General features: G+C 59.7%; 9 protein-coding genes. 1 reads left to right on the top strand and 8 read right to left on the bottom strand.

The features are described 5' to 3' along the window. Positions 1 to 52: 52 nt before the first annotated feature. The gene (ilvD, locus tag QZ534_RS10540) at positions 53 to 1741 is read right to left on the bottom strand and encodes a dihydroxy-acid dehydratase (protein ID WP_296934308.1); all 1689 of its coding nucleotides are present in this window, start codon (positions 1739 to 1741) and stop codon (positions 53 to 55) included. 292 nt (positions 1742 to 2033) lie between these two features. On the opposite strand from ilvD, the gene QZ534_RS10535 reads away from it, so the two are divergent. Beyond that, positions 2034 to 4451 carry a xylulose 5-phosphate 3-epimerase gene (locus QZ534_RS10535; protein ID WP_296934306.1) on the top strand — a complete coding sequence of 806 codons (2418 nt, stop codon included), beginning with the start codon at positions 2034 to 2036 and terminating at the stop codon, positions 4449 to 4451. Here the strand turns inward: QZ534_RS10535 and QZ534_RS10530 are convergent. From QZ534_RS10530 to QZ534_RS10500, 7 genes are all read right to left on the bottom strand, one after another. After that, positions 4432 to 7158, bottom strand: a complete 2727-nt coding sequence (locus QZ534_RS10530; RefSeq protein ID WP_296934304.1) for an HAD-IC family P-type ATPase — start codon at positions 7156 to 7158, stop codon at positions 4432 to 4434. The genes QZ534_RS10535 and QZ534_RS10530 overlap by 20 nt on opposite strands. Before the next feature lie 107 nt (positions 7159 to 7265). Then, entirely contained in the window at positions 7266 to 9008 is a 1743-nt protein-coding gene (locus QZ534_RS10525; RefSeq protein ID WP_296934302.1) for an alkaline phosphatase D family protein, read from the bottom strand. Positions 9009 to 9224: 216 nt separating this feature from the next. Continuing rightward, positions 9225 to 9836: a Yip1 family protein gene (locus tag QZ534_RS10520; protein WP_296934301.1), complete on the bottom strand. Its 612-nt coding sequence runs from the start codon at positions 9834 to 9836 to the stop codon at positions 9225 to 9227. Positions 9837 to 9990: 154 nt separating this feature from the next. Next, on the bottom strand, positions 9991 to 10947 hold the full coding sequence (locus QZ534_RS10515; RefSeq protein WP_296934299.1) for a carbohydrate kinase: 957 nt from the start codon (positions 10945 to 10947) through the stop codon (positions 9991 to 9993). Between the two features lie 34 nt (positions 10948 to 10981). Beyond that, on the bottom strand, positions 10982 to 12031 hold the full coding sequence (locus QZ534_RS10510; protein WP_296934297.1) for a LacI family DNA-binding transcriptional regulator: 1050 nt from the start codon (positions 12029 to 12031) through the stop codon (positions 10982 to 10984). A gap of 31 nt (positions 12032 to 12062) precedes the next feature. Next, positions 12063 to 13196 carry a sn-glycerol-3-phosphate ABC transporter ATP-binding protein UgpC gene (gene ugpC / locus QZ534_RS10505; RefSeq protein WP_296934295.1) on the bottom strand — a complete coding sequence of 378 codons (1134 nt, stop codon included), beginning with the start codon at positions 13194 to 13196 and terminating at the stop codon, positions 12063 to 12065. A 51-nt stretch (positions 13197 to 13247) separates the two neighbouring features. Continuing rightward, positions 13248 to 14864 carry an alpha-amylase family glycosyl hydrolase gene (locus QZ534_RS10500; RefSeq protein WP_296934294.1) on the bottom strand — a complete coding sequence of 539 codons (1617 nt, stop codon included), beginning with the start codon at positions 14862 to 14864 and terminating at the stop codon, positions 13248 to 13250. Positions 14865 to 14870: the final 6 nt, after the last annotated feature.

The following is a 14870-nucleotide window of genomic DNA, read 5'->3' as shown; positions in this document are numbered from 1 at the left end:
TCAGTGCCCCGTCAGCGGCGAATTATAGCAGCGATTGCCCGGCGCCATCGGATCATGGCAGATCGGTAATGGCCCCGTTGGAGGCAGAGCCCACGGTGCGAGCGTATTTTGCCAGAACGCCGCGAGTGAAGCGGGGCTTGGGCGCCTGCCAGGCCTGGCGCCGACGTTCCAGCTCTTCATCGGAGACATCCAGCTCGATCTGGTTACTGACGGCATCAATGGTAATGGTGTCGCCATCCTCGACCAGCGCAATCGGGCCGCCCTCAGCCGCCTCCGGCGTGATGTGACCAACCACAAACCCGTGGCTGCCCCCCGAGAACCGGCCATCGGTAATCAACGCGACATCACTGCCCAGGCCCTTGCCCATAATCGCGGAGGTGGGGCTGAGCATCTCCCGCATGCCCGGCCCGCCTTTGGGGCCCTCGTAGCGGATGACCAGCACGTCGCCGGCCACCACCGTGCCGTCGAGGATCCGCTCCTGGGCTTCCTCTTCCGAATGGAATACCCGGGCACGGCCGGTAAAGTGCGTACCTTCCTTGCCGGTAATCTTCGCCACCGCACCCGTTGGTGCGAGATTGCCGAACAGGATACGCAGATGGCTGTCGGCCTTGATCGGGTTATCGAAGGCATGAATGATGTCCTGCCCTTCCGGATAGGGCGCCACGTCGGCCAGGTTCTCCGCCAGAGTCTGGCCGGTTACGGTCAGACAGTCGCCATGGAGCAGCCCGCGGTCCAGCAGCATTTTCATCAGCGGCTGGATACCCCCGATGGCGACCAGTTCCGACATCATGTAATGGCCACTGGGGCGAAGATCCGCCAGCACCGGCACCCGCTTGCCAATCTCGACAAAATCTTCCAGCTCCAGGTCCACACCGACGGTGCTGGCCATGGCCAGCAGGTGCAGCACCGCATTGGTGGAGCCGCCCAGGGCGATCACCACGGTGATTGCATTCTCGAAGGCTTTCCGGGTCATGATGTCGCTGGGTTTGATGTCTTTCTCCAGCAGATTCAGCACGGCAGCCCCGGCACCACGACAGTCCGCAGCTTTAGTGTCTGATATAGCATTCTGGGCGGAGCTGCCCGGCAGGCTCATGCCCATGGCTTCAATGGCCGACGCCATGGTGTTGGCGGTATACATGCCGCCACAGGAGCCCGGGCCCGGAATCGCGGTTTCCTCGATCTGCTTCACTTCGATCAGATCCAGGTCACCACGGGCATGCGCACCCACGGCCTCGAAAACAGAAATGATATCGGTGTGGTTCTCACCGGGCATAATGGTGCCGCCGTAGACAAACACCGACGGCCGGTTCAGGCGCGCCAACCCCATCATGCATCCGGGCATGTTCTTGTCACAGCCACCGATCGCCACCAGGCCATCGAATCCCTCACAGCCGGCAACCGTTTCAATGGAATCGGCGATCACTTCCCGGGATACCAGCGAATACTTCATGCCCTCGGTCCCGTTGGCAATGCCATCCGATATGGTAATGGTATTGAAGATCAGCGACTTGCCGCCGGCCTCATCGGCACCGGCCGCCGACTCCTCGGCCAGTTGATTGATGTGCATATTGCAGGGCGTGAGGTTACTCCAGGTAGACGCAATGCCGATCTGTGGCTTTCTGAAATCCTCGTCAGTAAACCCGACTGCCCGAAGCATGGCGCGACTGGCTGATTTGCCAATGCCATCAACAACGGGGGCCGAATATTTCCGGCGCTTGTCCTGATTCTTGTCTTGCGTCATGAGAGTCTCCTTTTCAGATGCCTTATCCGACCAGACTCTCAGAAACCATGGCATTCGGCAACGTGCACGCAAGCGGTTGGGTGGAAGGCCTTGCCAAAATACGCTGTAAATACGTCCCTGTAAGCTCGGCTCCGCCATCCATGGCTTCGCACGATTTTGGCAAGGCCTTCCACCCAACCGCTTACCCCAAAATGGCTCACGGAAATATGCAGTTTCGACTGACCTGCATCAATGGCAGTGAACAGCAGTGGCTTTAAAATTCCGGGACACACTGACGCCATGGAGGCATCTAATGCCATTACCCATTCAAACAGCAGCGGTTAATCACGCCGCTTCGGACTGCCCGGATTTCCGGCGCTGGTGCGATGGTTATGGCGTCATCCAGCACAGTGAAGCCACGCAACATCAGGTCAGCGTACTGGCCGAGCACCTGGTTGCTGCCGGCCATCAGCCCGATGCTGCCACGGTCTATCGCAAGCTCGCCGACCTGGACAGGCTGACCAGTGCCGGTCTCTGGCTGGTGGTTCATATGACTTACGCCCGCAAGGTCGATGTATCCGGTCAGCCACTGGCATCCCAGGACTTCAAGACCAATCCGGAAGGCCACACCGGCGGCGCGCTGAACATGGTGCCGGCCTATGCCGGCTATCTGGCACTGAACAATCTGACCGGGCGCACCAGGAGCTGGCTGATGGGCCAGGGGCATTGTGTGGCAGCGGTGGATGCCCTGAATGTGCTCACCGGGAACCTTCACCCGGAGCAGGCTGAACGTTATCGGGGGCCTGACGGGCTCTCTACTCTGGTTTCCGATTTTTACAGTTACCGGCAGAAGCCGGACGGGACCATGGCCGCGCCCCTCGGTAGCCATGTCAATCCGCACACCGCAGGAGGCATTCTTGAAGGCGGTTACCTGGGTTTTGCCGAACTCCAGTATGCCCACATGCCCTTGCCCGGCGAGTCTCTGGTCGCCTTCCTCTCTGACGGAGCCTCCGAGGAACAGCGCGGGAGCGACTGGATCCCTCGCTGGTGGCGCGCCGAGGATTGCGGAGCCGTCATGCCGGTCATGATTGCCAACGGCCGGCGTATTGAACAGCGAACAGAGCTGGGCACCCGCGAAGGTCTCGAGCGTTTCGAAGCACACCTTGAGCATCGGGGATTTGTGCCCTTCCGTTTTGATGGCCGCGATCCTGCGGCCTTCGTCTGTGCCCTCTATGAAATGGAGCAGGCGCTTGTCACCAATGGCGAGGCGGCACTGCGGGGTGAAAGCAGCTATCCCGTTCGGGTGCCTTATGGCATTGCGGAAGCCCCCAAAGGGTATGGTTTCTACGGCGCCAGCAGCAATGCGGCCCACAACCTGCCACTGCCCGGGAACCCGCGCATGCACGCCCGCGCGAGGGAGCTGTTCAATGAACATGCAGCCAGGCTGTGGGTGGCTCCAAACGAGCTCCAGAACTGTGTCGCTCAGCTTAACCAGCACGCCAGGCAATCACGCCCCCTTGAGAGGGACCATGCCCTTGCAACCCGTAATCCGCCGGATCCGGTGATCCCCAGGTTACCGGCCAATCCGGACAGCTCTTCGCCAATGAAGGCAGTGGATGACTTTTTCCGGGCACTGGTGGCTGAAAATCCCGGGCTCAGGCCACGCGTGGGCAATCCGGACGAGCTGGCCAGCAATCGTCTCGCGGGTGTCCTTGAAGATCTGAAGCACCGGGTAAACGATCCCGAAAACGACCAGGAATCGGTTCACGGCAAGATCATCACCGCGCTCAACGAGGAAGCCGTGGTATCGGCCTGCCTGGCCAACAAGGCGGGCCTGAACCTGGTCGCCAGCTATGAGGCTTTCTGCGTGAAGATGCTTGGCGCCATTCGCCAGGAGCTGATTTTTGCCCGGCACCAGAAAGAAGTGGGCCGCCCCGCCCGCTGGCTTGGGCTTCCGGTTATTGCTACCTCACACACCTGGGAGAACGGCAAGAACGAGCAGTCCCACCAGGACACCACCTTCTGCGAGAGCATGCTGGCCGAGATGAACGACGTGTCCCGCGTCCTGTTTCCGGCGGACTACAACAGCACCCTGGCGGCACTGCCCTCGGTGTTCAGTGAAAGAGGCAAGATTACCTGCATGGTGGTTCCGAAACGGGAGCGCCCCTGTGTCTTTGACAAAGGGGAAGCGGAGCTCTTGGCCCGCCATGGCGCGCTCGTAGTAGACGAAGACACCTCCGCAGGCGAGCCTTTGCTGCTCATGGCCAACGGCGCCTATCAGTTATCCGAAGCCATACGGGCGTGCGAACGTCTGCGGGAGACCGGCACACCCTTCCGGCTGGTTTATATCCAGGAACCCGGCAGATTCCGCCAGCCAAGGGACACGATGGAGGCCCAGGCATGCCTTTCGGAATTCGAGAGGGAGCGACTTTTCCCCCATCGCATTCACCGACGGGTTGCCTTAACACACATGCGCCCTGAGATATTCCGGGGCCATCTCTACCCACTGTTCCCGGAACCATCACAGGCCCGGGTTCTGGGTTACATCAACCGCGGCGGCACCCTGAATGAGGCCGGCATGCTGTTCGCCAACGGTTGTTCCTGGGGCCATGCCCTGGCCGCTTGCGCCAGCGTCATGGACAAGCCACCCGGACAATGGCTCTCCAGTGCCGAACTGGCAGCGGTGGAGGGCAGGGGCGATCCCGCTGTCATTACCCGGGGGCTGCCCTGAGCAGGCGTCTTCTCAACGCCGTCTCGACTTCCAGAATCACCAGCACAGCCACCCCTGCTGCAGCTGCGAATCCCAGCATTTCAAGGCTAAGTGCCTGGGTGCCAAAGGTATCGTTAAACCAGGGCATATAGGTAAACAGCAGCTGTAACGCGATCACCATGGCAACTGCCAACAGCACGATCGGCGTGCCGAGCACCCCGCGCAGCGTGATCGATGCCGAATCCAGGTAACGCACCGCAAACAGATAGAACATTTCCATCGCAACCAGTGTATTGACCGCCAGCGTTCGGGCCGTGCTCTCATCGCCGTAGTGGTGGATGGCCCAGTACCAGGCGGCAAAGATCCCCATCAGAAACAGCAGGGACACAAACACCACGCGCCAGACAACAAACCCTTTCAACAGTGACTCCTCCCGGGCTCTGGGCATGCGTTTCATCACATCCGGTTCCGCGGGCTCAAATGCCAGCGTCATCGCCAGAACCACCGAACTCACCATATTGACCCAGAGAATCTGCAAGGCGGAAATTGGCAACGTAAGCCCCAACAACAGGGCCGTGATCAGGCTAATGGATTCGCCACCATTTATCGGCAGCATGAAGGCTATGCCTTTTTTCAGGTTGGTGTAGACCGTTCTGCCCTCACGTACGGCTGCGGCGATACTGGCAAAATTGTCATCCAGCAACACCACGGAAGACGCCTCCCGGGCCGCTTCCGAGCCCTTCACCCCCATGGCGATCCCGACATCTGCCCGCTTCAGTGCCGGGGCATCATTCACCCCGTCACCGGTCATGGCCACCACCCCGTGCAATGCCTGAAGTGCGGTCACCAGCCGCAACTTGTGTTCCGGGCTGGTCCGGGCAAAAACATCCACCTCGCCAACGAGATCGCGGAGCTGGTCATCATCCAACTGGTCCAGTTCCTTGCCAGTCAGCACCTGTTCGGTATTTTTCAGGCCCAGCTTGCGGGCAATAGCGCCAGCTGTAATGCCATGATCACCGGTAATCATTTTGACCCGGATTCCGGCATCGTGGCACTCTGCAATCGCCCGGATGGCTTCCTGCCGGGGCGGATCCAAAAGCCCGACCAGGCCAAGCAGCTCGGCGCCCTGTTCCAGATCCTCAATGGCCAATTCGCTGGTGCCCCGCTCTGCCGGTTTCCGGGCCAGGGCCAGCACTCTGAGACCATCCGATGCCATTTCTGTGATGACCTGCTCCCAGAAATCCCGGCGCAGCTCCCGGGCTTCTCCGGATTCGGCAACCTCGCCGACACACATATCCAGGATTCTCTCCGGCGCCCCCTTCAGGTAGACCAAGCTATGCCCGTGGTGATCATGGTTCAGGGTGGCCATGAAGCGATTTTCAGTATCAAAAGGAATTTCATCTTTCCGGGGCCAGTCGGCGGCACTGTTTTCAACATCAAAACCTGCTTTACGGGCGAACACGGACAGCGCCGCCTCCATAGGATCGCCAGCAATCCTGACCCTGCCTGAATCATGGTGTACGTGGGCGTCGTTACACAGGGCCGCCGCCCGGGCAAATTCGTCCAGCAGCGCACAGTCCGACGGCTGTCCCTGTTCGTCGTTCACCGCACCATCAAAGCTGTAGCCCTCGCCGGTCACCTCCAGCCGGGTCCCGGACAACACCGCCCGGGTGACCATCATTTCGTTCCTGGTGAGGGTTCCGGTTTTATCCGAACAGATCACCGACACCGCACCCAGGGTTTCGATAACCGGCATTCGCCGAACCACGGCCTGACGACGGGCCATCTGGCGCACACCAATCGCCAGGGTAATGGTGAGAATCGCTGGCAACCCCTCGGGAATGGCTGCAACCGTAAGGCCAACCACAGCCATGAAAAGTTCACGGAATGGCAGTCCGCTGAACACAGAGCCGCCAACAAAAATGGCAATGCCAGCAATAATAACGACGATCGACAGAATGCGAGCGAACCTGTCCATCTGTTCCAGCAAGGGGGTTTTCAGTGAGGTTGTCTGGGCAAGCAGGCCAGAAATCCGACCGATCTCAGTCCGGGCGCCTGTACGAACCACCACGCCGCGGCCAGTGCCGGTCGCAACCATGGTGCCGGAGAACGCCATCCCGGCCTGGTCCCCCAGGGGGGAATCGGAAGTCACCGCCTCTGTCGATTTTTCAACAGCCTCGGACTCACCCGTGAGAATGGCTTCATCGATTTTCAGGTTGTGGGATTTCTCCAGACGAAGATCGGCAGGCACCCGGTCGCCCGGTTCCAGCAATACCGTATCACCCGGTACCAGGTTCGCAGCGTCTATCTGATGCTGGCCATCGGACCGCACCACCCTGGCTTTGGGGGCAAGCATGTGGCGAATGGCCGACAGAGCCTGCTCGGCCTTTCCTTCCTGGATAAAGCCCACCAGGGTCTGGATAACAACGACGGCAATAATAACGCCCGCATCCACCCAATGGCCCAGGCTCGCGGTAATGACAGCAGCCGCTGCCAACACATAAATCAGGAAATTTTTGAGTTGCCGGCCCAACCTCGCCAAGGGCCCTTTTGCCCGGGCCTCCGGCAATGCGTTGGGGCCGTGACCGGCAAGACGCTGGCGAACCTCGTCATCAGACAGAGGCTCCTTTGCCTTCAGCCTTTGCCGGGCATCAGCAGGCTGAAGCACATGCCATTCAGGCTCCAGCTGCTGGTGTTCGCTGCCTTTCAGTTCCACCGATCCGGACATACCCCAAGAGCTCCCTGCCTCTCCAACAATGCCATTTAACCCCGGAAATCGCCGGGAATGACTTGCGCTGCATCAAGGACAGGATAGCTAATGGCCGGTCCGTCACCCTACACGGCGGTTACGGGCTCCACAGTGCGATTGCCCTGCCCGGGCAACACCTTGCGGGAGGCAGTGCGGGCCGCATCGATCTGGTAATCCTTTGACTTGATGGTGTCAACGAAATACCAGTCTGCTCTCGCCTCTTCCGGAGTGAAGGTAACCAGCATGTAGCCACGTTGATTCACATTCAGGTAGTCAAGATCATCCACCAGCAGACCGATGGCTTGTTCCGCACCCTGAATCATCTCATCCGGAATGCCCAGATACTCCTCCAGACCGGGTGATGTCACCGAGGCCGTGGCGAATTCCACGCCAATCTGGTCTCCATTAATGTCTTTCAGATTGTTGGCCCAGGCGTTATGGGTATCCCCCGCCAGCACCACGAGGTTCTTGTTCAGCGCCTTGGCAGTCCCCAGAACCACTTCCCGTTCGTACTGGTAGCCATCCCAGGCATCCAGGTTGTAGGGGGCAACAGTGTTGATGCGTGCCAGTTCCTCGTCAGTCAGGGACGGATCCCCCTGGAGCGCCCGGCCTTTGAGCTGGGCCAGTTCCGCCAGCTTTGCCGGCAGCCCGTCGAACTGCTCATTAGCAATCGCCACCAACAGCTCCGCGGGCAGATTCATTCGGCCCATCAGTACCTGTTGCCCCAGCACCTGCCAGGTCGCAGTGGAGAAGTTCAGGGAAGACTGCAGCCAGAGCAGCTGCTCCGCGCCCAGCAGCGTGCGGTTCTGACTGCCGACATCCGCAGTAAAGCGGGCGGCATCGAGGCCTTCTCCCGTGAAATAGTCCATGTAGTCCAGTTGCTGGTCACGCCCGATAATACGGGTATCCAGCATGTGCAGGTCCACCAGATTGCCGAACCGGAAGGTCCGGAAAATGGCTTCGTCGCTGCCCTCGATTACCGGGCGGATAGGCATCCACTCGAAATAGGCCTTGAGGGCATTGAGCTTGCGTTCTGTGAAATCGCCTTCGCCGTCATTATGATTTTCGGCGCCCTCCTCCCAGGTGTCGTTGGCCACCTCATGGTCGTCCCACACCACGATAAATGGCACTCTGGCATGGAGTGACTGGAGATCCGGGTCTGCCCGGTAAGCAGCGTAACGCCTGCGATAATCCACCAGCTCAATCAGCTCAAGGTTGTTGTTCTCCGGGAAGGTGCGGCCCAGCCCCTGTGCATCCTCTGCCGCATAGCTGCTGCTGTCGGAGCTGTATTCGTAGATGTAATCCCCCAGGTGCACCACGGCATCCAGATCGGTTTGGTTACTGATTTCCCGGTAGACGTTGAAGTAACCGGCCGGGTAGTTCGAACAGGACACCACGGCCAGTCTGACCGCATCAATACTGCCCTCCGGCAGTGTCCGGGTTACGCCTACCGGTGACTGACGATCGGTCGTCTGGAAGCGGTAATAGTAGGTTTGCCCCGGCGCCAGCCCACGCACATCCACCTTGACGGTGAAATCATGGGCTTCCGCGGCCTCCGCCGTGCCGGAATGCACCAGGTTTTCGAAATCTTCATCCGTCGACACCTCCCAGGCCACGCCCACAGGAGCGCCACCGTTCGCCGGCGCTGCCCTGGTCCAGAGCATGACACCGTCGGCAAGTGGATCACCACTGGCCACACCGTGAGTGAAGCTGATTGTTCGCTCGTCGGAGCTATCCAGCACACAACCTGCCAGGCCGGTGGAGACCACCACCGCGCCCATACCCATGGCTGATGCCTTCAGAAAATCCCGCCGTGTCAATCGTTTCATTGTTATGTCTTCCCCTGCGTTCATCCTTTGTAGCCTCGGCGTCCCGCAACCTTTGCCGCTACTACTCCAACTGAAGAACCTAGTCGGGCTTCGTTAAGAACGCATTGCCAAATTGCGACAGAGGGATGGCAAATCACGACAAGCGCCCGGTAATTGCCAGAATTCATAAAAAAGGGGAGCTCGTGGCTCCCCCTTGGCAGTCCGTTTGGTTTCGACCTATCCGCTTATAAATACAGGCCCGACGCCAAAGTTCCAGAGAATGACCGAGCCGACACGTGTGGATACCAGAATCACCAGAGCGACCGTCAGCAACGCCCCGGCGTACATGACAGCCCGTTCTTTCTCGATACCCATGACAATGGGCAGCCCGTCATACATGAGGTATGCCCCGTAACAGGCCGCCACCAGAAAGACGACGGCATTGAACCAGGGTACCGGATACAGCAGGGCGAAGCCCGCCAGGAAAAGAGGCGTGCAAGAGTATGCGGCCAAGGCAATGCCGTTTGAGGGCACATGCTCTTCCTTCGCGCCATAGGTTTTCGCCATCCAGTTAATGGCATAGCCCAGTGCGAAGACGCCGACCAGCATCGCCAGGTAGGTGAGCACGCTCAGCTGCATTGCACTGATCTCGGTTAACTTGATCAGCCTCTCATTGCCGACCGTCCAGCCAAAATAAGCCGTCGATATGTAAGCGCAGACAGGTGCAATGGCCGCCAGAATCAGGACATAGGCGACATAGACCCGGCGTGGTGTTTCATGTTCTTTTCGTATGGAAGCCCACTCTTCATCAGGATGGGTGAAGAGACCGAACGCATGTGACAGGAGCATGGACAACCCCCTTATTTGCTGTTGTTGGTATTGTGAAATACGGGATCCGGTGACTGTCAGATCAGCAACCGTTCCTTACACTTAACTATAGTCAAGAACAGCGATCAGGAAAGGGAAATTGATCAAAATCCAGTCCGACCTTTGAGGAGCCCAGTCACAGATCCTGGAAATCAGCGATTGACGGCAAGGCATCGAAAGCTCCGAACCGGGTTGCAGCAATGGCACCACACCGGGCTGCGAACTTCAGTGCCCGGTCGAGACTGGCCGGCTGGGCAAGCCACGTGTTGAGCCGTTCAGCCGTCACCCCATGACGGGCCAACTGAAAAAGAAGGCCGGCCACAAAGGCATCACCGGCGGCGGTAGTATCCACCGCCCGCACCTGCGGTGGAACGATTGTGAGCCGTCGTTGCTGCGTCCAGGCCTGAAGAGCGCCAGGGCCGTCAGAAACCAGGACCAACTGAACACCCTGATCACAAAGCTCTTCAACGAGGGCATCCTCCTGGTCACCGTAGAGCGCTGTCAGCTCTTCCCGGCTGAACTTGACGAGGTCCGCCTCCAGGGCAAGGGCCCGAATCTGCTCCGGTGCGCGTTCCGGATCCGGCCAGAGTGGTTTTCGGTAATTGACATCAAAACTCACCAGGCAGCCCGCCCCTCGCGCCCGCGCCACCAGGGCCAGGGTCGTTTCCGCAATGACCGGCTCAGTCAGGGTATTTGAACAGATGTGAAAGATGGGCTGGCCGGCGAGAGCACTGTCCGGCAGTTGTTCCGGCTCATACAGCAGATCCGCCGTGGCATTCCGGTAGAAGGAAAAGCTGCGTTCGCCGGCTTCATCCAGGGCGACCATGGCCAGCGCCGTATTGGCACTCTGGGTTTGCAGCAGTAGCGACGTGTCCACCCCGAACCCGGACAGGGAGCGAAGAATCTGGTTGCCAAAAAGGTCGGCACCGACCTGACCGGCGAACCCGGACCTGCCACCAAGCCGGGCCACACCGACAGCAACATTAGCAGGGGCGCCACCGGGCTGGGGAACAAAACGGAGTTGCCCGTCGACGTCTTCACCACGCATGTCGATCAGGGCTTCACCGAAGCAGAGTACGTCAAATGGCATCATGGCAGGCTCTTGTTCTGTATGGAGTGAGCGGATATCAGGGGCAGCTTTCACGTACCAGCAAACAGGTGGGCAGCAACACGTTGGCATCTTCCTGCTCACCCAGGAAAATCCGGGCGGCAATACGTCCCTTCTCGGCACTCTGCTGATAGACCGTAGTCAGCGACGGATGGATGTTGGCGCCCTCGGGAATACCATCGAAACCGACGATCCGGACGTCCTCTGGCACTCTCAGCCCCATCTGCAGTGCGGCCTGAATGGCGGCCAGTGCGATCCGGTCACTCATGCACAGCAACAAGTCCGGCCTGGGGCTGCTGGTCAGCGCTTCCCGGGCGGCCTGGTAGGCGTCCTCGTGGGTATTGGTGGGCGTGGACCAGATGCGTTCGGCGGGTACCTGGTATCCGGCGGCCTCCAGGGCATCGGTGTAGCCATGAAGCCGGCGCACGGAAATCGCCCTTGCCTCGTTGAACAGTTCCCGGTCGCGGATCCGGCAAACACGGTCGGTATCCACCAGACGAAGACCCAGAATAGCAATGTTTTCAGGGGGCTGCCGGAGCGCATGCTCGGCGCTTCGGCGGGCACCCTCATAGTTGTCAATGTTGACCCAGGTGCAGCCTTCGAGATCAAAATCCACCGCGACCATGGGCTTACCATGCTGGAGCAGGCGCTCGTAGGTGCGTCCCTTCTTCAGCCAGCCATAAACAATGAAGCCGTCCACCATGGATTCCTGCAGTCGACTCCGGTGTTCATCGTCGTCCTGACTGGAAAGCAGCAGCATGTTCATGTGGCGACGATCGAGGACCTCCGCGAGGCCATGCAGGAACTCGCTGGCCACCGGGTCCGTCAAACTGTAGGCCAGGTTATCTGCCAGCATCACGCCAACGTTGCCGGTCCGGCCGGTGCGCAGGCTTCGGGCGGCAGCGTTGGGTCCCATGTAGCCCAGACGCTTGCACTCTTCCAGAATCCAGCGGCGACGGCCTTCGGACAGCTGATCCGGCCGATTGAAAGCATTGGAGATGGTGGCTGTGGAAACATTCAGTTTCTCCGCCATCAGCTTTACTGTCAGACGCCTGGGCTTCTCCGTCACACTCGCTTCTCCCGCCCCCGGTTCTCAGATTTCACTGGGTTGCAGCCAACCGTTCGGCCGACTCCGCTTCTGCCTTGAAAGGGCCCAGGGCCCGCCCGCTGGCATCGAACACATGCACCAGCTCCGGCTCGGTGGCCAGCGACACCCGCTGCCCGGTCTGAACCTCGCAGGGCACCGGCTGGCGCACCACCATGAGCTCTTGCATACCGGGCAGCTCGACATAGACATAGGCCTCGTTGCCGAGATACTCAACGTTTACCACTTCCAGCCCGTGATCGGGTCCCGACAACGCCAGGGTGAAGTGTTCCGGGCGAACACCCACGGTCACCGCATCGCCATCTTTCAGGCTAGAGGTTTCGCGGTTGACAGTCACTTTGCCCAAACCCCGAATATTGATGGCAGTTGTCGGTGCACCGACTTCTCCGTCAATGCTGCCAGGCATCAGATTCATTTTCGGAGATCCGATGAATCCTGCCACAAACAGACTGGCCGGGGTCTCGTAAAGCTCGTAGGGCGTACCGACCTGTTCGATATTGCCGCCGTTGAGTACCACTATCTTGTCGGCCAGGGTCATGGCTTCTACCTGATCGTGGGTCACGTAGATCATGGTGGACTGCAAGCGGTCGTGCAGCTTGGCGATTTCCGTGCGCATCTGAACCCGCAGGCTGGCATCCAGATTGGACAACGGCTCATCAAACAGCATGATCTTGGGTTCCCGGGCCATGGCCCGGCCAATGGCCACCCGCTGGCGTTGGCCACCGGATAACTCCCGGGGTTTACGATCCAGCAACTTCTCCAGTTGCAGGACTTCGGCGGTTTTTTCCACCCATTCGCGGATCTTGTTCTTCCTGGCCTTGCCCAGCTTGAGGCCAAAGGCGATGTTCTCATACACCGACATGTGGGGATACAGGGCATAGGACTGGAACACCATGCCCACACCACGCTCCTTTGGTGACTGATCGGTGACCACTTCGCCGTCGATCTCGATATCGCCACTGGTGGGGTCCTCCAGCCCGGCGATCAGCCGGAGCATGGTCGACTTACCACAACCCGAAGGGCCGACAAAAACCACAAATTCGCCGTCTTCGATGCGCAGGTTCACGCACGGCAGAATCTCAATCTGTCCAAAGGTCTTGTTTATATTTTTCAGTTCCACGCAAGCCATGGTGGAGACTCCTCTGTTAGTCGCCCGGTCAGGGCCGGGCGCCGCGACGTTTTACAACTCTGCAAATAAAGCCTGATAGGGCGGCAGGACCAGGTCGCCGCCATCGATATAACCGGTGAAACCGTGGCCGGTTGCAACCCGGTCAATATCACAGGGCACCGGAGTGCGAAGTTCCCGGCCGGTGACATTGAGCGCAACCAGCATGGACTGTTCCTCTGTCTTTCGGACCCAGCAAAGCGCATCGCCGGTGTTCTCGATCAGCTCCAGCTCGCCCTGCACCAGTGCCGGCTGGTTCTGACGCCAGCGGATCAGACGCCGACTGCTGTTCAGGGTGGAGTCCGGGTTGTCTTCCTGACTCTGCACCGACAGCTCAAGGTGGTGGCGGTCGACTGGAAGCCAGGGCGTCCCGGTGGTGAACCCTCCATTGGCTTCCGGGGTCCAGGGCATGGGAGTACGGCAACCATCCCGGCCCTTGAACTCCGGCCAGAACTCAATGCCGTAGGGGTCCTGCAGTGCCTCGAACGGCACCCAGGCTTCCGGCAGGCCAAGCTCCTCGCCCTGATAAATACACACGCTGCCGCGAAGCGAGAGCAGCAGTGCCATAAGAACCCGGGCGTAGGCGTGGGGATCCTCCGCATGCTCACCCCAACGCGACACCACCCGTACCACATCATGATTGCTCAGGGCCCAACAGGCCCAGCCATCACTGAGGCCATTCTGGAACCGGCGCACCACATCGCGAACCCAGTCCGGACCATGCTGGTCTGAGAGCAAGTCAAATGAGTAAGCCATATGCAGACGGTGGCTGCCGTGGGTGTACTCCGCCATGCGTTCCAGCGGCCGGTCGTCACCGATCTCACCCACCAGGGTGGTGTCAGGAAACTCATCCATCAGCGCGCGGAGGTCTTCGAGAAACGCCAGGTTCTCCGGCTGACTGAGATCGTAGACGTGGCGTTGATAGGTATAAGGGTTCACACCCTTGGCCACGAACGTCTTGTTCTCACCGGCGGGAACGGCCGGGTTATTCTCCAGCCCCTGGCTGTGGTAGTAGAAGTTCACCGTGTCCAGGCGGAACCCGTCCGCGCCCAGCTCCAGCCAGAACCGCATATTATCCAGTTGGGCCTGGCGCACCGCCGGGTTGTGGAAGTTCAAGTCCGGCTGGCTGGCCAGGAAGTTGTGCAGGTAGTACTGGCCCCGGCGACTGTCCCAGGCCCAGGCACTGCCACCAAAAATGGACAGCCAGTTGTTGGGCGGGGTGCCGTCAGGCTTCGGGTCGGCCCAGACAAACCAGTCGGCTTTGGCATTGTCCCGGCTGGACCGGCTTTCCTCGAACCAGGGATGGTTTTCAGCGGTGTGGCTTAGCACCTGGTCAATGATCACCTTCAGACCCAGACGATGGGCTTCGGCCACCAGCGCCCGATAGTCGTCCATGTCCCCGAAGATCGGGTCGACCCCGCGGTAGTCAGAGACGTCGTAGCCGAAGTCTTTCATGGGCGAGGTGAAGAACGGAGACAGCCAGATAGCGTCCACGCCCAGGGAGGCGACGTAGGGCAGTTTCCGGGTAACGCCCTTGAGATCGCCAATTCCATCCCCGTTGCTGTCCAGAAAGCTGCGGGGATAGATCTGGTAGATAATGCCACCCTTCCACCAGGGCTGTGACTGGGTCATAAATAC

This window comes from uncultured Marinobacter sp., assembly GCF_913055835.1.
GTDB lineage: Bacteria > Pseudomonadota > Gammaproteobacteria > Pseudomonadales > Oleiphilaceae > Marinobacter.
The sequence above is the reverse complement of the archived record's forward strand: the minus strand, read 5'-3'. Positions and strand labels throughout refer to the sequence as shown.

What these genes read in the sequence shown, in the direction of transcription:
- ilvD (WP_296934308.1), bottom strand. Translation starts at nt 1,741, where the DNA reads ATGACGCAAGACAAGAATCAGGACAAGCGCCGGAAATATTCGGCCCCC.
- QZ534_RS10535 (WP_296934306.1), top strand. Translation starts at nt 2,034, where the DNA reads ATGCCATTACCCATTCAAACAGCAGCGGTTAATCACGCCGCTTCGGAC.
- QZ534_RS10530 (WP_296934304.1), bottom strand. Translation starts at nt 7,158, where the DNA reads ATGTCCGGATCGGTGGAACTGAAAGGCAGCGAACACCAGCAGCTGGAG.
- QZ534_RS10525 (WP_296934302.1), bottom strand. Translation starts at nt 9,008, where the DNA reads ATGAAACGATTGACACGGCGGGATTTTCTGAAGGCATCAGCCATGGGT.
- QZ534_RS10520 (WP_296934301.1), bottom strand. Translation starts at nt 9,836, where the DNA reads ATGCTCCTGTCACATGCGTTCGGTCTCTTCACCCATCCTGATGAAGAG.
- QZ534_RS10515 (WP_296934299.1), bottom strand. Translation starts at nt 10,947, where the DNA reads ATGATGCCATTTGACGTACTCTGCTTCGGTGAAGCCCTGATCGACATG.
- ugpC (WP_296934295.1), bottom strand. Translation starts at nt 13,196, where the DNA reads ATGGCTTGCGTGGAACTGAAAAATATAAACAAGACCTTTGGACAGATT.
- QZ534_RS10500 (WP_296934294.1), bottom strand. Translation starts at nt 14,864, where the DNA reads ATGACCCAGTCACAGCCCTGGTGGAAGGGTGGCATTATCTACCAGATC.